Raw genomic sequence first — 18,297 nt, forward strand, 5'->3', positions numbered from 1 at the left:
CCAGTTAATCTAGTAAGGGATCACGCGCTGGCAGGCCACTGAGCCGCCCACTCACGCAAGTGTTTGAGAAAGATTTGGTCCACACGCCGCTCGTTTCCATCGGAATGACCGGCTGCATGCGGGGTGACGATCACGTTTTCCATGGACCACAGCGGAGAGGCCGAGTCCAGCGGCTCATGCTCGAAGACATCGAGATAGGCGCCGGCCAAACGGCGTTGCTGCAATGCTTCGATGAGCGCGGCCTGATCCACGACTTCGCCGCGCGCGACATTGATGAGTCGCGCCGACGGCTTGAGCGCGCCCAGCACCTTGCCGTCGATCCAACGGCGGGTGCGTTCGGTCAAAGGGCAAGCCAGGATCAACCAATCGATGCGCCCGGCGTACTGGCCGATGTCCTCATAGGCCAGGGTCTCGGTCTGGTCGTCCACCGGGGTATTGGAGCTGCGCGCCACGATCACCTTCACGCCAAGCACACGCAGCACAGCGGCAATGCGCTGCCCGATCGGGCCCCATCCGGCGATCAGCGCGGTCTGCCCCACCAGATCAGTCGGCAAGCCAGTGGCCACCAGCGACAACCAGCGGCGCTCGCGTTGTTGCTCCAGCAACAAAGGAAAATGGCGAGCCAGCATCAACAACCCGGTCAACGCGGTCTGTGCCACCACGTCGGCGTTCACGCCCGGCGAGGTGGTCGCGCGCACCTTGCGCTCTGCCAGTTCGGCGAAAAACGGTCGGTCCGCGCCCGCGGAATGCACATGCACCCATTGCAGATCGGGCGATCTGCGCAGGCTGGTGTAAAACGCTTCGAGCGGCAGCTTGATATCGTGCTTGGTCGACAACCCGGTCACATCGCGCGACCAGTAGCCAACATGAATGTCGCCCGGCGCGGTATCGGGGTCCGTCGTGGGGGTCACGACCTCGAAAGGACAGCCTTGCATGGCCTCGTCCAGCGCGTCGCCCAGGCGTTCCCGAGCGACTTTCGAGATCAGCAGCCGGGCAGGTTTTGCTGCGGTCATAGTGAGACTCCGGCTTAGTCGCGGAAGGACGGATCGAGACGGTCGAGCTTGCGCAGCAACGCCGGCCATTCCATGACGCCATACGGACGACGAGTCCCCGGCTGATAATTGTTCCAGGTTTCCTGCAGCACCTCGGGCGGCACGTCGCGCAGCGGCGTATTGGCGGCCATGGCGGCCAGCTGCGTACGGCACGCAAGCTCGAGCCGGTGCATCCAGTTAAATGCCTCGCCCACGGTTCGGCCCACTACCAGTGCACCGTGATTACGCAAGAGCAAGGCCTCTTTGTCGCCGAGGTCCCGTACGATGGATTCCTTCTCGTCAGACTTCAACACCACGCCTTCGAAGTCGTGGTAGCCGATGCGCAAGAAACGCATCGAGGTCTGCGTGATCGGCAGCAAGCCGCACTCGAGCGCCGACACGGCCATCGATGCCCAGCTATGCGTATGAATCACGCAGCCCACTTCGGGGCGTGCGGCATGCACGGCGCTATGGATAACGTAGCCGGCTTTGTTGATACCGTAGTTGAGCTCGCCGAAATCGGGCTTGGACAGGATCGTGCCGTCGAGATCCACCTTGATGAGGCTGGAGGCGGTGATCTCTTCGTACATCATGCCGTACGGGTTGATCAGAAAGGCGCCCTCTTCGCCCGGCACGTGCGACGAAATATGGTTCGCCATCATGTCGGACATGCCATACAGGTCGACTAGGCGATAGCATGCGGCCAGATCCACGCGCGCTTGCCACTCCTCGGGCGAACAGCGGTCTTTCATGGAGGGAATGGTCAATACGCCGGGGCGAGTCATTGGGTATCTCCTTGATAAATGAATGGATGCTGCATGGGCATCACGCCTGACGATTCTAGGGGCGCCCATTAATCTCGACAAATGATTATTATTTGTCTACTGTTCGTGTTTATCGATAAATCGTTTACCGACATGAACCGCACTATGTCGCTGCGGCACTTTCGTGCCTTCGTTGCCGTGGCCACCACGGGTTCCTTCACGATCGCTGCCAAACAACTGTTCCTGACGCAGTCCGCGTTGACGGCCACCATCCAGCAGTTCGAAGACAACATCGGCTTCAAACTGTTTGACCGGAGCACTCGCCGCGTCGTCATGACGCCCGAGGCGGAACGTTTCCTGCCACAAGCCGAACATATCCTGCGACAGTTTGACAGCGCCGTGGCCGATCTGGAGTCGCTGGCGCAGGGGCGCCGCGGTCACGTCCGGATCGCCGCCGCGGCCTCGGTGACGCATTACTTTCTTGGCAACGCCATCGCCACACTGCGCGCCGACTATCCGGAGATCACCGTATCGCTACACGACGCCGCCTCCGAACAGGTCGAACGCATGGTCGAACAGGGCGAGGTCGATTTTGCCTTTGCCAGTCCTCACAAACAGCGCGAAGAGCTGATCTACACGCCATTATTCGAGGACCGATTTGGCCTGGTCTGCCGCCATGAGCACCGTTATGCCAAGGGCCGCCGCGCCATGCGCTGGTCGGAACTATCTGCCGAAGACTATATCGGCTTTACCGCCGATACGGGCATCGGCGCCTACCTGCGTCAACATGCCGACCGTAGCGATCTGTTCGCCCACAGCGGCAACGAGGTCTCGAACACCTCGTCCCTCGGCGCGATCCTGAAATGGACCGAGGGCTATTCCGTGCTGCCGGCGCTGGCCGCCTCGCGCATCACGGGTCCACACCTGGTATTTCGACCCTTGAGCAGCCCCACGCTAATTCGCCAGGTCCATCTGGTGACGCGCAAGCTGCGAGCGTTATCGCCCGGATCGGAGCTGTTCGTGGACTACATGCTGCGTACGTTGCGCCAAACGCCGGTACCGGATGGCGTCCGGGTGCTGGCCAAGGGCTAAGCGGCGCCTCGCGCTGCCTAACCCCCTCGGACATTACTGCTTCGGAATATTCGCGCCAGCGATGATCTTCGACCACTTCTCGCGTTCGGCCGCGATGTGGTTGTTGAAATCTTGCTGCGTGCCACCGGTCACCTTGGCGCCGAGATCCGCCAACTTGGCTTGAACATCGGGTTGCTGCAGGATCTTGTTGATCTCGCTGTTTAAGCGATCGACGATTTCTTGAGGCGTGCCGCCGGGCACTGCCACGCCAGTCCAGGACAAGGACTCGTACCCGGGCAGGACCGTCTCAGCGATGGTAGGCGTGTCGGGCAGTGCGGCCAGACGATCCTTGCTGGTCACAGCCAGGGCTTTCACCTTGCCGGTCTTGACCAGCGGAACGGAAGACGGCGCGTTATCGAAGATCATGTGCACCTGGCCGCCCATCAGATCCACCAAAGCTTGGCCGCTGCCGCGATAAGGCACGTGCATGATGTCCACGCCGCCCATGTTCTTGAAGAGCTCGCCCGACATATGCGTGGAGCTGCCCGCGCCCGACGAGGCGAAGGTGTACTTGCCCGGGTTTTCTTTGACGAGCTTGAGCAGTTCCTCGGCGCTGTTGACCGGCAGGTCATTGTTGACGATCAGCACGTTGCCGATCGATGCGGTGTAGACCACCGGGATGAGGTCTTCGCCCACGGTGTAGCCGGGTTTGGCGTAGAGCGCGTGGTTCATCGACAAAATGCCGGTGGTGCCAAACAGCAGCGTGCGGCCATCCGGCGCGGACTTGGCCACCATCGCGGCGCCGATGTTACCGCCCGCGCCGCCACGGTTCTCGACCACGACGGGTTGCTTTAAGGCGGTCGAAAGGCGGTCGCCAATCAGGCGGCCGATCACGTCGGTGGAACCACCGGCCGAGAACGGGATCACCAGCGTGACTGGGCCATTCGGATAATCGCTGGCCTGAGCGGCCGAGCCAAAGCTGATTGCAAGCGCGCCGGCCAAGATGGCGGCAGAACGGACCATTGCGCGGGCGCCAGAACGACCCGCCTTCTTCAAGATACTCATGTTTTCCCCTGATGCAGGATTGCTACTACTTGTGTTTAGAGGAACGATGATAAGAAGGCGGATACTCCACCGCAAACGAAAAAAATTTGGGTATTTATCAATGCCGTTGATATATCCTCAGGCCCGCGCGTGCTAGTACCTATGGGCTTTGCGCAAACGGCGTCAGGGGATGAGCTTGAAAACAAGCGGTATAAGTAGTGAAGACAAGATCACCTGCACGCCCAGCGCCAGACCCGCATACGCGCCCGCATCGGCGTTGACCTGAATGGCACGCGCCGACCCGATGCCGTGCGAGACCGTCCCAAGCGCATAGCCCCGCGCAGCCCATCCGGCCTCGTCACGCGGAATACGCAGCAGATCAAACAGATATTTGCCGCTCAACGCGCCCACCAGACCGGTGAGCACCGCGAACACCGCCGACAACGATGGAATACCCCCGATCGCCTCGGATATGCCCATGGCTACTGGCGCGGTGACGGACTTCGGCGCCAGCGATAACACCACTTCATGCGGCAGGCCAAATAGCCAGGCCAGCAAGACGGCGCTAGCGGCGGCGGCGCCACCCCCTAGCAAGGCCGCCCACAACAGACGCGCCCACCGCGCGCGCAATTCAGCGCGCCGCACCCACAACGGCCAGGCGAGCGCTACCACGGCCGGTCCTAAGAGGAAATGAATGAATTGCGCCCCGGAAAAATAGGTCTGATAAGGGACGCCAAAAACCTGTAAACCTCCAGCCAGGATGACGACACTCCATAACACGGGATTGGCCAATGGCGCCTGGCCTAATCGCAGGTAAAACGCCTGCGCGACTAAATACACGGTCAACGTGGCGGTCAACCCGAACAGGGGCGTAGACGAGAGATAGACCCACAGATCGACGAAGTCACGCATTTTGGTCTCCCTGTCCACGCTTGAGCGCCAATAGGGTGACCACCATACCGATCAAGGTCGACAACACAATCACGGCCAGAATTCGCAAGCCATATTGGCTAATCAGTCCCAGATGCGTCATAACTCCGACGCCCACTGGCACAAACAGCAAAGACAGATGCGACAAGAGATACTGCGCCGCGATCTGCACGGACGCTCTGACGGCACGCCAGCGCAGGCCGATCACCAGCAACAACATGCCAATGACAGGGCCGGGAAACGGTAAGTGAAACAGGCGCGAGAGCGCTTCGCCCAGCGTCTGAAACGCGAGCAACCAAGTAAATCCAAGAAGGGCTTGCATAGAAAGCGTCGAATAACGATGGGGATCGCGACGCGGCGGATGATCGGAGATATCGTTATTGTAGAGCTACTTCTCTCTATGTGGCCGGGCCCGGGCTTTGCCTGCGGCCACGCCTTTCCGATCAATGCCCCCCACGCATACCCGTCAGTGCGATGCTATGGCCTATGCCCACGGATCGTTAGCAGGCAGCCCGCCACGATTCGAACAAAGGCATGAACCCCCGCGTGGTCAAGCCCTGCAAGGCAGCCACCATTTGATCTCGCTGTGCGGTCGCGAGATTGCCTCGGGCAAGATTAATAAACTTTTGAGCGACCTGGTCCTGGCTCATCGGATTCGCGACATCGCCCAACGGGAATTCGACCGTCATGGTTTCAGGGCCGTGACCCTGGTCCATCACGACCCGGCATGGCGTGCGCTGTGGGAACGATTGCGCGAAATCATCGTGGGCTGCCAACTCGACCCGCGCCGCTAGTGCAAGGACCTCGGCATCCGTCAACACGCGCGGATCCACCGGCTGCAACGCCGCGGCCCCATGCACAGCGGCCAGCGCGCAGCTGAAATAGTAGCTGTACTGAGCGCCTTCCAGCGTCGTGGGAGCACGTTCGTTGACCAGCTTCAATCCCCGCGCGAACGTCTCGATACGTAAACTCTTGATCGGCGCGCCCGGACGTCGCATCGCCAGAATCGCGTCAATTGCAGCGTGCATATAGCGGCAGCAGGCATAGGGTTTGATGTAACTATCCTGCAACCACCAATGTTCCCCTAATCCGCCCGTCAGCACCTCACGACGATAATTGTCCTCACTGTCGAGCAGGTCTATCGGCCCCGTGGCTCCCTCGCGGGCCCGATACGCAGCTGTCAGGCCGACTACGACGGCCGCGGGAATCTGCTCTTTGACGGTGCTGCCCTGATATTTAGAACTGCCCGAAGGAAAACCGATCGGGCCTTCCGCCCCGGCGATCGCCAGGGCATGCGCAGTCTGCTTTGCATCGAGCCGCAGCAAGCGCGCCGCCGCCGCCGCGACGCCATAATTGACCCAACGCCCCGTCGCATAGGTATCGATCCGTGCGATCGGACGCGCGGTAGCGGTTCGCAAGCCCACCTCGTAGCCCACCGCGATGGCATCGAATATATCCTCGTCTGAGGACCCCAGCGCTTGCGCCACCGCCATGACGGCTGGGATCACGCCCGCGCCGGGATGGCCCGCCGCGCCCCGATGTCCATCATCAATGTCTAGCGCGCTGGCCGCGGCCGAATTCGCCATGGCTGCGCCGGCGACACTGAGCGAGCCGCCGCTCAGCCAAACATCTGCCACGCCCTCGCCATATAGCGATTTCGCGCAGCCTCGGGCCGCGATGGCCAGATCGGATCCCACACCCGCGACCGTCGCGCTCATCAAGTCGAACACGAGTAAGGCGCAACTATCACGGGCCGGTCCTTGAAGCGAGCCCGCAGGCAAATGGGCGACGAATTGGGCGAGTTCTTCTATTGCATGCATACTTTGTCCTTTAGGCGGCGAACCGGTCTATTGAAAACGCATCGATAGGCGTCTCGGTTTCGCCATCACACACCAGTTCCGCGAGGATTTCGCCCACGCCCGGTGCGAGCATGAACCCCCCACCTGAAAAGCCGAAAGCGTGCAGCAATCGCGGCGTCGTGCGACTCGGCCCGATCACGGGATTTCGATCCGGTGTTTTGCCGTCCAGACCGCTCCATGATCGAATCACGAGGGCTTGCTTGAGCGCGGGGATTATGGTTTGAGCCTCTCGCATGACGGAGAGCGTCACGTCATCTGAAGGTTGAGCAAAGCGATCGTCGCCGCGCGCCATGCCACCACCCAGCACACAGTTACCGCGATCGACCTGGCGCGCATAGAACCCGCCGCCATAGATGCCCAGATTGTGGGGAATGAACCGGGGCAGCGGTTCGGTCACCCACATGTTCGGATACATGGGCTCCAATGGCGTTTTTTCGCCGAAGGTCTCGGCCAGTTGGTTGGCCCAGGCTCCGGCGGCATTGATGCACCATTTGGCGCGAACACGGTGCTCGCCCGCTTGCGCATGGAAGTGATTACCATCGAAAGCAATTTCGGTCAGCTCGGTTTGTTCGAGGACCATTGCACCCGCGCTCACGGCTGCGCGAGCAAACGCGGGAGACACCAGCCGAGGATTCGCATGCCCGTCTGAAGGGCACAGCGAACCCCCGATGACGGCGCGACTCAGCCACGGATAGCGGGCGCGAAATGGCGCGCCATCAATGATCGACGCCGACAAGCCAAAGCTCTCGGCCATCTTGGCCCACGCCGCCAGCGCGTCCAGATCCGCCTCATTTCGTCCCAAGCGCAAATGCCCCGACACGGTGAACTCGCCATCGATGCCAATCAACTCAGGCAGCCCGTTCCAGATGCGGCGCGCGCGTAACGCCAGGGGCATCTGCTCTTTGGTTCTGCCCTGACACCGTACGCCACCATAGTTCACGCCGCTCGCCTGCGCGCCGCAATAACGGCGCTCGATGACGAGCGCCTTGACGCCGCGTTTAGCGAGATAGAGCGCAGAGGCCGCGCCGACGAGACCTCCACCCACGATGAGGACATCGACATCCATACGATCAGTCATCGCGTGCCTCGTCTTCCGCAGCAGTGTGCGCTGGCGGCGCACTGCAAAACATGGGTAATGGCTTGATCGGCGGCTGCGCGCGCAGACGACCCGCTTGTTTTAACGGGATGCCCAGCTCATCGCTCATAAGCGAGATGGCGGCGTCCCCGCACATCCGCCCCTGACAACGCCCCATGCCAACCCGCGTTAGCGCTTTCAGGCGATTGATTTCCGAGGCCTCGCCATTACGAAGACATTGGCGCAGCGTGCCGGCTTTGACTTCCTCGCACCGGCACACGGTCATATCGTCCGGCCAAGCAGCACTGATCTTCTCGGGCACGGAGAACGCCTGCTCAATGCCCACGCGGAAGGTATTGATTCTCGCTAGTTTGCGATTGATCTCGGCTAGGTCCGGCGACCCAAGCTCTGGCGTGATGCCGAGATCGGCGAGTATCGCCAGACCCGCCCGCCTGCCGGAAAGCTCCGCCGCGTCCGCACCAGCAATGCCCGCGCCATCACCCGCAAGATAGATTCCTGGCTGTGAGCTTCTGCCTGCGCCATCCTGCCTGGGTATCCAAGCCCGATTCAAGTTGCTGTATTCGAATTCACACCCCGATATATCAGCAAGCTGCGCCTCGGGACGCAATCCGTAGCCCAGCCCGACCGCATCACAGGCGAGGCTATGCGGGCGTGCGTCGGCTTGAGATCCCGAGCGGTGGCGCATCCAGCGTATGCCGCTCACCGACTGCACGCCGTCGATACCCACCAGACGCACATTGTGCTCAACGCGCACGCCCTGCGCGCGCAGCCAAGCAAGGTAATAAACCCCCTTGGCAAACGTGCCCGGCTGCCTCAAGAGTCGCGGAGTCGCCTTAACCTGCTGAGCCCAGGCACTGGTATCCAACACGGCCTCGACATTCGCACCGGCCTTCACATACTGATACGCAACGAGATACAGCAAAGGACCAGTACCCGCGAACACGACCCGACGTCCGATCGCACAGCCCTGTGCCTTTAAGGCCACCTGAGAGCCGCCCAGCGTATAACACCCTGGCAGGGTCCATCCTGGAATGGGAAACACGCGATCCGTCGCGCCGCTGGCGATCACGAGATGCGTGTAGGGCACGCGAACTTGCCGGCCCTGCTGCAAGGTATCCAAATAGCCATCCCCCCCGCCCCAGGCCAACGTGTCCGGACAGTAATCTACGCGCGGCAGGATGCGCGCCATGGCTTGATGCACGGCATCGGCCTTGGCCGCTTCAAAGCCATATAAAGCGCGCTTCGAACGATTGAAACCTGCCTCTTGTGGCGGCTGACGGTAGATCTGGCCACCCCAGCGAGCGCCTTCATCCAGCACGAGCGGACGCAGGCCCGCGTTGACAAGCACTTCGGCGGCGCGGATACCCGCGGGGCCCGCACCAACGACGACGACACGCATGGCCGCAGTCATAAGACGCCCTCCGCCAGCGGCGCAGCGGTGCATAGACGCACGTCTGCACGCAATCGCGTCGTGCAGGCCCGCAACCTCGAACCGTCCTCGTACCAGACCCAGCAGTCCTGGCAAGCACCGATCATGCAGAAGCCGGCTCTGGGTTCATGGCTGAACTCGGTATTCCGAACGCGGGACTGTCGGGTCAGAATCGCAGTGAGGACGGAGTCCCCCGCGAGACCAAAACATTCCACCCCGTCGAGATAAAACCGGACTATCTCCCGGCTTGTCTCGGCAACGCGCACGAGCTGCGCGTCATGCTGGTTACGTACATTCTGCACAATGAATTGCCTTGTGATGATGCGTGCGGCCTGCCTTAACGCGCCCGGCAGGCGGGCCACGCCTGCGGGCTGCGTGCACCGAGTTCAGATCATCAATTCAATGAGGAACGGGCCTTTGCGTTTGTTGGCGGCCGTAAACAGGTCCGCCAGCTCTTCCATGGTGTGCGCTTTGGCCGCTTCGACTCCCATGCCGCGTGCCAGACTGACCCAATCGAGTGCGGGACGCGTGAGATCCAGCATATTCATGGCGGTGGTGCCTGCCTGCGCACCTACGCCCGCGAGTTCGCCGATCAAAATCGCGTACTTCTGATTAGCGAAGATCACGGTGGTGACGTCCAGTTGCTCGCGCGCTTGGGTCCAGAGCGCCTGCAGCGAATACATCGCAGAGCCATCGGCTTGCAACGACACCACGCGCCGTCCGGCTCCGGCAATTGCCGCGCCCGTGGCCAAGGGGATACCGTTGCCGATTGCACCGCCCGTGATCTGCAACCAGTCATGGGGCGCGGCATTGGTACAAGTCGGGTAGAAGGCGCGCCCGAAAGTCAGGCCTTCTTCGACCACGATAGCGTTCTCGGGCAGTAATGCGGCGATGGTCTGGGCAGCCGCCTCCGGGGTGACCGCCCCGCGCGCGGGCTCCATGATCACCCGTTGCGCCGCAGGCGCGGGCTCATGGGCGCCGAGTCTGTCGGCCAAGCGAGCGAGCGCATCCGCCTGGTCCTGCTCGGGGCGGCTTAGTACATGAATTTGGCAATCGTCGGGATACAACACCGCCGGTTTATTGGGATAGGCGAAGAACGCCACCGGCGCCTTGGCTCCCACCAAAATCAGATGCTTCACCCCTTTAAGCGCCGCCAAGGCTGGCTCCACCGCATAGGGGAGACGCTCTATCGGGGTACGGCCCGCGCCACGTTCGATCCGTCGATTCGACGTCGGCGCCATCAGGCGTGCACCCGTCTTCTGTGCGATACGACCCGCCACTGACAACGGCCCTTCCCGCAGTGCATCGTTGCCGATAAAAATCACGGCGGGTTCGCCTTGGCGCAATATGTTCGCGACGGCGCTCAGGGAGCCCTCGTCTACCGTGGAGGCGGTGGGGACTTCCAAGGCCTCCGCCACGACACCCCCCGGATTCCAGCAAGTGTCCGACGGTGCGATCAGTGTCGCGATCTGACCGGGAGCCATGCGCGCCGCCTGCACCGCCGCGGCCGCATCGCGGCCTATGGTGGCCGCGGAGTTCGCCGTGCGCGTCCAGGCCGATACGGGGCGCGCCCATCCTTCCGTATCCGCTGTCAACGGCGCATCCAACGGCCGGTGGTGCGTGGCCTGATCCCCGACGATGTTCACGATCGAAGAATTCGCGCGACGCGCATTGTGCAAATTGGCCAGACCATTGGCCAGACCCGGTCCGCAATGCAATAAGGTCACGGCCGGACGGTCAGCAATACGTGCATAACCGTCGGCCGCGCCCGTCACCACGGTCTCCGCCAGCGCCAGCACGCAGCGCATGCCGGGGATACGGTCCAGCGCCGAGACGAAGTGCATCTCGCTGGTGCCGGGATTGGCAAAGCAAGTATCGATGCCGCTTTTCAGCAGAGTATGGACAAGACTTTCGGCGCCGTTCACAGGTTCACCATCCTAAAGCAGAGAGTGTGGTTATTCATGGTTTGATTAGTTGCCAGACGCACCGGAGCTGCGGATTGCCGGGCCCCAGTTTTCGATTTCCGACTTCATAAATGCCTCGGTCGCGGCGGGATCAAGGGCGGGTACGTCCATGCCCATGCCGGTCAACCATTTCTTGATTTCTGGCGCCTCGACCGCTTTGCGGGCAGCTTCCGACAGTTTGTTGACCACATCCGTCGGGGTATCCGCGGGCACGCCCATGGCGTACCACAGGCCGATCGGGTAAATCGCAAAGCCCGCCTCGGCCAGCGTCGGCACCTGCGGCAGCATCGGGGCGCGCTCGCTACGGTTGATCGCGATCGGACGCAGACGGCCGTCGTTGAGATAGTCCACGGTCGACAACATGCCAACGTAGAGCATATCTACCCGCTCACCCAGCAGGTCGGTCAGGGCATTGGCCACGCCCTTGTACGGTACGTGCGTCATATTCACGCCCGCGCTCTTAGTGAGGATGGAGGACGCGATCTGGGCCGAACTGCCGTTACCCCAGCTCGCATAAGTCAAGGCCCCCGGATTGGCCTTGGCCGCCTTCATCACGTCATCCAGCGACTTGTATTGCGACTTACCAGACACCACCAGCACCAGGGGCTGCTGCACCAACAAGGACAATTGACGCAAATCGCTGGGCTTGTACTGGACACCCTCCATCAACATCGGGCCGGTCACCACGGTGTCCGGGGTTTCCAACAGAATCGTATAGCCATCGGCAGGGGCCTTGGCGACGTAATTGCCGCCAATAATGCCGCTGGCGCCCGCCTTGTTTTCGACAATCACGGGCTGACCCAGTGTGCCGGACATCTGCTCGGCGAGACGCCGCGCGAGAATATCGGTAAAGCCGCCAGCCGTGAACGGCACGACGATCCGGACCGGCTTCTCCGGAAACTGAGCGGCGTGCACGGTGCCAGTTGGCACAATGGACATCGCCATCACGGCACCCGCCGCAATCCAACCGAGTTTGCGCTTCATGATGAGAGACATGGATTTAAACAGCATTTGCTTTCCCCTTCAGGTGCGTATGTGTCGCTTCAAATACGGTAGTAACGGCTAGCGTGCTCGGACGTAATCAGCCCTGCACGTAAATCGGCCGCGACGGCTTTCGGATCGCGCTCCAGCGGCGAGCCAAATCCACCGCCACCCGGCGTGTAGTGCGTGACGGTGTCGCCAACTTGCAGCGGCTCGACGTCGCTGATCGCGAACGGCAGGCGGCGCTCCGACGGCATGCCTTCATTAATCACCCAGCGTCCGCCGTCGCCCGGCAGGCCGCCCGCAATGCCTTGCGGCAAGGACACGGACTTCTGAGCGGTATGGTTCAGATTGGGATCCTTGCCCAGCACCTGATACTGCAGACGCTGCCCCACGCCGCCCCGATACTTGCCCGGACCGCCCGAATCGGTACGCAGTTCGCGAGCCAGATAACGCACGGGCGATTCGATCTCCATGCTTTCGATCGGCGGGATATGGCAGTTGGTCACATGGCAGGCGATCACGTCGATACCATCGGCATACGCGGTCGCGCCCAGCCCCCCGGGCACAACTTCACCAAACGTCACGCGGCGACCCGTTTGCGGGTGCTCGGCATTGGCGAAGTTATAGAGACAGCCGCAGGAGTCCGCCATCACACGTTCTGGCACGGCCTGACTCAATGCACCCATCACCAGGTCAACGATGGAATGGCAAACCACCATGCGTTGGTACACCGCGGCTGGGTGTTTGGCATTGACCAGCGTGCCCGACGGCGCGATGACTTCGATGGCGCGCTTGCACCCCTCATTGCTGGGAATCGCGCTGCCAGTAATGGTGCGACAAACGTAATAGACCGCGGCCAATGTTGTTGCCATCGGACTGTTGATCGGGCCCTTGATTTGCGGGTCGGTGCCGGTGAAATCAAAGACGATGTCATCGCCCTTCTTGATGATCTTCAAGCGCAGCCAATAGGGGCCACCATGATTGCCATCATCGAGGACGGGCTCTTCGTGCGAGTACTCGCCATCGGGAATGATGCGCAGCTGTTCACGCGTCTGCCTTTCCGAGTAATCCATCAGATCGCGGAAGCACAGCAGCATTTGCCCGAGCCCGTAGCGGTCGATCATGCCACGCAAATCGTCGGCCGCGACCTGCACGCTCGAAATCTGCGCATGCAGGTCGTTCAGCAACACTTCGGGCGTGCGGGTATTGTTCAGAATCACGCCCAGCAGGTCCTCGTCGAACACGCCTTGCTTGACGATCTTCAGCGGCGGCAGGCGCATCCCTTCTTGGTAGATCTCACGTCCCCAGCCGCGCGTGGCCATATTCATGCCGCCCACGTCCATGTGGTGCACCATCAAGCCCGAGAACGCCACCAGCGTGTCCCCGTAGAAGATCGGCGCATACGCGATATAGTCGTTGGTGTGGGTCGATCCCAGCGAGCCGCCGCCCGCATACGGGTCATTGGTCAGAACCACATCGCCCGGCTTCCATTCCGATTTGGGCAGCACGCTTTCCAGAATGGTCTTCAGGCAAATGCCTACCGTGTTCAATTGAATCGGCGGGCCAGCTTCTTCGGCCAGCAGCGATCCGTCCGCATCCAAAATCGAGGCGGAACAATCCTCCATTTCTTTAATGATGAAGGAATTAGCGGCGCGGATCATGCGGCGGGTGATGCGCTGGGCAATCGCGCGCAAACCATTGCGCACGATCTCCATCGTGACGGGGTCGGCCCGGTCGTTATCGAGCACAAAAGGGGTAGTCATATTCTGTGTCCTTGGATGGCGACGGCTTAGTTACCGGCATGCTGCATACGGATGCAGAGGTTCGTGTCGAGTTGACCGCTCCAGCCGGGAGGCATGAACACCGTCGAGCCGGGGTACTCAATGATCGCGGGCGCGGCGATGGTTTGACCGGGCTTCATATCGGTAAAGCGATACACGCTGAACGGGATCGTGTCACCGGTATTGATCACCACTTGCCGTTCACCCACTGGCTGCGCAGGCGTGGCTGCCTCTAAAGATTCCGTGGTCCAGGGATCCACCGCGATCGGCCCAAAGGCAGTGATGCGCACGTTGACCAACTGGATTGCGCGGGCATTGAGGCGATAGCCATAGACGCGCTCGTGCGCGACATGGAATCGTTCTGCCATCTGCACAAAACCGTCATCGAGGTCACAGGCCTCGAGGTCCAGGTTCAGTTCATAGTTCTGGCCCACATAGCGCAGATCCAGCGAGAACTTGATAATGGCATCGGCGGCAGCGATCCCATCGCCCTCGAGCGCTGCGTAGGCTTGCGCGCGCAGATCCTCCAGGACCGCGCCGATAGAATTGGCCAGCTCCGCATTGAGCGCGGACACCATGGACTGCACAAAATCGTGCCGAACGTCGGCACACAGCAGACCCGACGCCGACAAATTGCCCGGTGCGGGCGGGACGAGAATGCTGCGAATATTCAACGCCTCGGCCAGGCTCGCGGCATGCAATCCGCCTGCGCCCCCAAAGGCCACCAGCGTATAGTCGCGCGGGTCCACGCCACGCTCGATGGACACCAGGCGTACCGCATCCGCCATATGGGCCTCCGCGATCGCCAACATCCCTAACGCCGCTTGGGTGCGCGTGATGTTCAACTGCTGCGCCATCTTGTCCAATGCCTGCTCGGAGAGCTGCGGGTGCAGCTCGCGCGCGCCGGCGAGGAAGTATTCGCTGTTCAGTCGGCCGCACACCAAGTTCGCGTCTGTCACCGTAGGACTTTCGCCACCTTGACCGTAGCAAGCCGGCCCCGGAACTGATCCGGCGCTACGCGGCCCGACGCGCATGGCCGTGCCACCTTCAATCCATCCCAGCGATCCACCACCGGCACCGATCGTGACCATATCCAAGGCCGGAATCAGCACGGGATTCCCGCCCACCGTGCTACGGCTGGTCAAGGGCAGTTCGCCATCGGTGATCAACGAGATATCCGTGCTCGTGCCACCCATATCAAAGGTGATCAGATTCTTGATCCCGCAGCGGCGCCCCAACGCGGTCGCACCGACAATCCCCCCCATCACGCCAGAATGGGTCAACGCCGCCGGATGCGACACCGAACGCTCGAACGTCGACACGCCGCCATTGGCCCGCATGATGTAGCGAATGCAGTTGGCTCCCTCGGCTTTGAGCGCCTCGGTCAGGCGTTCCAGATGCTTTTCAATGGGCTTTTTAATAAAGGCCGATACACAGGTCGTGCTGGTGCGCTCGTACTCGCGGAACTCTCGCACCACATCGCTGGATATCGAAACTTCCATTTCGGGATAGTCAGCCGCCGCGATCGCCTTGATGCGTTGCTCATGCACCGGATTGGCGTAGGCGTGCAGCAAACACACCGCCACGGCGCTGATGCCCTCTTCCCTGAAAAAGCGAAAAGCGGCGTGTACATCGTCGTCATTCAGTTCAGACAGGATTTCGCCGGTATGCAGCGTGCGTTCGGAGACCTCCAGACGCAGATGACGGGGCACTAGCGGCGGATTCGGACGCCAATGAATATCGTAGACATCAGGCTTGCGCGAAGCGCGCGCGATCTGCAATACATCGCGGAATCCCTTGGTGGTAATCAGGCCGATATGCGCCTCGGTTCCTTCCACGATGAGGTTGGTCGCGAACGTGCTGCCATAAAAGAAACGATCAATACGCGAGACAGGAATCCCAGCGCGCGCGGCGATCTTCTTTACGCCATCAATAATGCCCGTGCTGATATCCGACGGCGTGGTCGGCACTTTCATGGTGATGGTTTGCGTGCCATCGATGAGAACAACGTCGGTATGGGTACCACCCGTGTCGACCGCCACGGATACCGTTGGCCGGGAATCTGATGAATCGTGATGCATTTCCATTTCGCTGCTTTGTGGTCCGGAAGTCATGAATGCTGGGGTACGGTGATCGAGAGTCCTGTGCGCCCCGACGGGAATCCGCCGACGGCGCTATTCAGGGCGACGTGCAGGAGTGATCGGCACGGTTGTTCTTACTGGGCAGTCAGGGCGAGATCCGCAGTAATGCGTTTTCCAGCGCGCAGTACCGCTGCGCGTATGGCCTCCCAGTTTTCTGCCATGCGCGGACTCGGTCCGAACGTACATAGTCCCGCGACCACGCGCCCATTCTCATCGCGTACTGGAACGCTGATCCCCGATACGCCAAGCAAATGGGTATCGCTCAATTCCGCATAACCTTGTTCGCGCACGCGCGAAATTTGCTCCATCAGGCGCGGCACATCCACTTCGGTTTTGGGCGTTAAGGGCGTAAGCGGTTGACGCGTCAGATAGTGTTCAATTTGTTCCTGCGTGCGGTCGGCCAGAATCACTTGCCCGATGGTGGTGGCATAGGCATGCCGCTCTTTGGCCAGATCAACGTCATAGCGCAGGGGTTCGGTGCTTACTACCTTCGTCAGGTACTGCACCATTTCACGCTCGTTCAACACACCGAGGAACACGGATTCTTTGACCGATTCGGACAGCTCAGCCATCGTGGGATGGGCAATGCGGATCAACCGGGCGAACCGCCCTCCCACCCATCCGGTCGTCCGATAGCGAGCCGCCATCTGATAACCGTCTACACCACTATCCACGTAACCCCGGTCGACCAAGGTCGCCAGCAAAGCCGAAGTGCTGCTTTTAGGCATTCCAAGTCTGCGGGCAATGTCTGACAGCTTCATCACACCAGCCGTGGCACTGAAGAGTTCCAGAATATCGAGGACCCGCTCTGCCGATTTAACACCGGCGCGTTCGTTTGTTCTCATATGTGAACATCGTATATGTATGTGTCCATTTTAGATGTGCGTAATGCCCCCGTCTACTCAGGGAAATCGCTAATCTGAAACTCGATAGATCGTTCACATACATGAACAATCGAATAACGGAGTGGCTGCGTGGAAATTACAAGTGCGACGCGAAAACGGTGACGATTGTTGACCCTAACCTACCCGTAGGTAACAATATCTATATGAACAGCGCCACCACCCGCGATCAGCTTTTAGACCACGCTCAGTGCCTTATTCGGCGCAGGGGTTATAACGGCTTTAGCTATCGGGATCTGGCCGAGCACGTCGGCGTGAAAACGGCCAGTATTCACTATTACTTCCCCGCCAAAGACGATTTGTTGATCGCGGTGATCGATCAGTACACGGCGAAAGTGCACGGCGTTTTGACGGGCATAGACTCGACGATGACGGCCAGAGCACGGTTGAATCGTTATATAGAGCTCTTCGAGAGCGCGCCACCTGATCAAATTTGTTTGTGCGGCATGTTGGCCGCGGACGTCGCATCCTTGTCAGAACGCGCCCGCCAGTCTGTGCAGGCGTTTTTCCGCATCCATGAGAATTGGCTGGCCGATGTGATCACCGCGGGCGTGCAAGATGGCACCCTGAGCTCGTCGGGCGATGCTGCCGCCGATGGGCGCTGGCTGTTCGCGGCGATCCAGGGCGCCATTGTGACTTCGCGGCTGTTTCAGGATCCGCAACGCTTGCGTGACGTCTTTCGAGCCATACAGTGTCAGCTCAGCGCAGGATCCGATTGCCATTCCGCGCCATCGGGCAGCCGTCTAAGCCAGCAGACAGGGCAATAGGTCCGTGGCGCGTTCTTGATGGTCAAACAGGCGTGCGCTGACTAAACCGCCTTGCAGCGCGGCGTAAATCGCGCGTGCGCTGACTCGCACATCACCCGGCACCCGCAGACTACCTTCGCGCGCGCCCTGCTCCAATAGCTCGACGAGCCATTGTTCATTACAGGCATAGAAAGACTGCAATGCCTTTCGGGCACAGCCCGGCAACGACCCCAATTCAGCGGCCAAAATTCCGCCTATGCAGATAAGCTGATTGCCAGCACATGCGCGGCGATGGACCTCCACATAAGCACGCAGCTTTTCATCCGCCCTCAATCCGGACGGGATATTCTGAATCGCCTCGTGCCAACGCGTTTGATAGTCGCTGATGACGGCCAACAGCAGATCTTCCTTTTGCGGAAAATAATAATGAATGCTCGCCGTCTTGATACCCACCGACGCGGCCAGGTCCCGGTAGCTGAACCCGTTATAACCGCGTTCCTGAATCAGGCGCTGGGCAAGCCGCACGATGTGCGTGCGGGTATTTTCGGTATCCAT

The 18,297-nt window shown here is 60.7% G+C and carries 18 protein-coding genes; 3 read left to right on the forward strand and 15 right to left on the reverse strand.

Annotation, left to right across the window (positions count from 1 at the left end; translation table 11 throughout):
* Positions 1-20: 20 nt before the first annotated feature.
* Positions 21-1,013 carry a D-2-hydroxyacid dehydrogenase gene (locus GOQ28_RS04860; RefSeq protein WP_160355654.1) on the reverse strand — a complete coding sequence of 331 codons (993 nt, stop codon included), beginning with the start codon at positions 1,011-1,013 and terminating at the stop codon, positions 21-23.
* A 14-nt stretch (positions 1,014-1,027) separates the two neighbouring features.
* Entirely contained in the window at positions 1,028-1,816 is a 789-nt protein-coding gene (locus GOQ28_RS04865; RefSeq protein ID WP_160348512.1) for a class II aldolase/adducin family protein, read from the reverse strand.
* Positions 1,817-1,897: 81 nt separating this feature from the next.
* Here GOQ28_RS04865 and GOQ28_RS04870 point away from each other — a divergent pair, with 81 nt between their 5' ends.
* Positions 1,898-2,887, forward strand: a complete 990-nt coding sequence (locus GOQ28_RS04870; protein WP_236844231.1) for a LysR family transcriptional regulator — start codon at positions 1,898-1,900, stop codon at positions 2,885-2,887.
* A 33-nt stretch (positions 2,888-2,920) separates the two neighbouring features.
* On the opposite strand, the gene GOQ28_RS04875 is transcribed toward GOQ28_RS04870, so the two are convergent.
* From GOQ28_RS04875 to GOQ28_RS04905, 7 genes are all read right to left on the reverse strand, one after another.
* Positions 2,921-3,931 carry a Bug family tripartite tricarboxylate transporter substrate binding protein gene (locus GOQ28_RS04875; RefSeq protein WP_236844232.1) on the reverse strand — a complete coding sequence of 337 codons (1,011 nt, stop codon included), beginning with the start codon at positions 3,929-3,931 and terminating at the stop codon, positions 2,921-2,923.
* A 162-nt stretch (positions 3,932-4,093) separates the two neighbouring features.
* Positions 4,094-4,822 carry an LrgB family protein gene (locus tag GOQ28_RS04880; RefSeq protein WP_160355655.1) on the reverse strand — a complete coding sequence of 243 codons (729 nt, stop codon included), beginning with the start codon at positions 4,820-4,822 and terminating at the stop codon, positions 4,094-4,096.
* Complete coding sequence (locus GOQ28_RS04885; RefSeq protein WP_160355656.1) at positions 4,815-5,162, reverse strand: CidA/LrgA family protein; 348 nt, start codon at positions 5,160-5,162, stop codon at positions 4,815-4,817. The genes GOQ28_RS04880 and GOQ28_RS04885 overlap by 8 nt, the downstream gene beginning before the upstream one ends.
* A gap of 178 nt (positions 5,163-5,340) precedes the next feature.
* Positions 5,341-6,660, reverse strand: a complete 1,320-nt coding sequence (locus GOQ28_RS04890; protein ID WP_160355657.1) for an MmgE/PrpD family protein — start codon at positions 6,658-6,660, stop codon at positions 5,341-5,343.
* A 10-nt stretch (positions 6,661-6,670) separates the two neighbouring features.
* A complete protein-coding gene (locus GOQ28_RS04895; protein ID WP_160355658.1) occupies positions 6,671-7,777 on the reverse strand; it encodes an NAD(P)/FAD-dependent oxidoreductase in 1,107 nt (368 codons plus the stop codon).
* Positions 7,770-9,206 carry an FAD/NAD(P)-dependent oxidoreductase gene (locus GOQ28_RS04900; RefSeq protein ID WP_160348517.1) on the reverse strand — a complete coding sequence of 479 codons (1,437 nt, stop codon included), beginning with the start codon at positions 9,204-9,206 and terminating at the stop codon, positions 7,770-7,772. Before GOQ28_RS04900 ends, GOQ28_RS04895 begins: the two co-directional genes overlap by 8 nt.
* The gene (locus GOQ28_RS04905) at positions 9,203-9,439 is read right to left on the reverse strand and encodes a 2Fe-2S iron-sulfur cluster-binding protein (RefSeq protein WP_336603739.1); all 237 of its coding nucleotides are present in this window, start codon (positions 9,437-9,439) and stop codon (positions 9,203-9,205) included. Before GOQ28_RS04905 ends, GOQ28_RS04900 begins: the two co-directional genes overlap by 4 nt.
* On the opposite strand from GOQ28_RS04905, the gene GOQ28_RS18750 reads away from it, so the two are divergent.
* Positions 9,353-9,565, forward strand: coding sequence for a hypothetical protein (locus GOQ28_RS18750; RefSeq protein ID WP_336603740.1), 213 nt, complete (start codon positions 9,353-9,355; stop codon positions 9,563-9,565). The genes GOQ28_RS04905 and GOQ28_RS18750 overlap by 87 nt on opposite strands.
* A gap of 45 nt (positions 9,566-9,610) precedes the next feature.
* On the opposite strand, the gene GOQ28_RS04910 is transcribed toward GOQ28_RS18750, so the two are convergent.
* From GOQ28_RS04910 to GOQ28_RS04930, 5 genes are all read right to left on the reverse strand, one after another.
* Positions 9,611-11,149 carry an acetolactate synthase large subunit gene (locus GOQ28_RS04910; protein ID WP_160355659.1) on the reverse strand — a complete coding sequence of 513 codons (1,539 nt, stop codon included), beginning with the start codon at positions 11,147-11,149 and terminating at the stop codon, positions 9,611-9,613.
* A gap of 45 nt (positions 11,150-11,194) precedes the next feature.
* Positions 11,195-12,199 carry a Bug family tripartite tricarboxylate transporter substrate binding protein gene (locus GOQ28_RS04915; protein ID WP_160355660.1) on the reverse strand — a complete coding sequence of 335 codons (1,005 nt, stop codon included), beginning with the start codon at positions 12,197-12,199 and terminating at the stop codon, positions 11,195-11,197.
* 32 nt (positions 12,200-12,231) lie between these two features.
* A complete protein-coding gene (locus GOQ28_RS04920) occupies positions 12,232-13,935 on the reverse strand; it encodes a hydantoinase B/oxoprolinase family protein (protein ID WP_160355661.1) in 1,704 nt (567 codons plus the stop codon).
* A gap of 26 nt (positions 13,936-13,961) precedes the next feature.
* On the reverse strand, positions 13,962-16,067 hold the full coding sequence (locus GOQ28_RS04925) for a hydantoinase/oxoprolinase family protein (RefSeq protein ID WP_236844233.1): 2,106 nt from the start codon (positions 16,065-16,067) through the stop codon (positions 13,962-13,964).
* A gap of 101 nt (positions 16,068-16,168) precedes the next feature.
* Entirely contained in the window at positions 16,169-16,939 is a 771-nt protein-coding gene (locus tag GOQ28_RS04930) for an IclR family transcriptional regulator (RefSeq protein ID WP_160348521.1), read from the reverse strand.
* Positions 16,940-17,142: 203 nt separating this feature from the next.
* Between GOQ28_RS04930 and GOQ28_RS04935 the strand changes: the two genes are divergently transcribed.
* The gene (locus GOQ28_RS04935; protein WP_160355662.1) at positions 17,143-17,763 is read left to right on the forward strand and encodes a TetR/AcrR family transcriptional regulator; all 621 of its coding nucleotides are present in this window, start codon (positions 17,143-17,145) and stop codon (positions 17,761-17,763) included.
* Here GOQ28_RS04935 and GOQ28_RS04940 read toward each other — a convergent pair.
* Positions 17,740-18,297 carry a TetR/AcrR family transcriptional regulator gene (locus tag GOQ28_RS04940; RefSeq protein ID WP_160355663.1) on the reverse strand — a complete coding sequence of 186 codons (558 nt, stop codon included), beginning with the start codon at positions 18,295-18,297 and terminating at the stop codon, positions 17,740-17,742. The two genes, GOQ28_RS04935 and GOQ28_RS04940, sit on opposite strands and share 24 nt — an antisense overlap.

This window comes from Bordetella sp. 02P26C-1, from assembly GCF_009763255.1.
In the GTDB taxonomy this organism is placed as follows: Bacteria; Pseudomonadota; Gammaproteobacteria; order Burkholderiales; family Burkholderiaceae_B; genus Bordetella_A.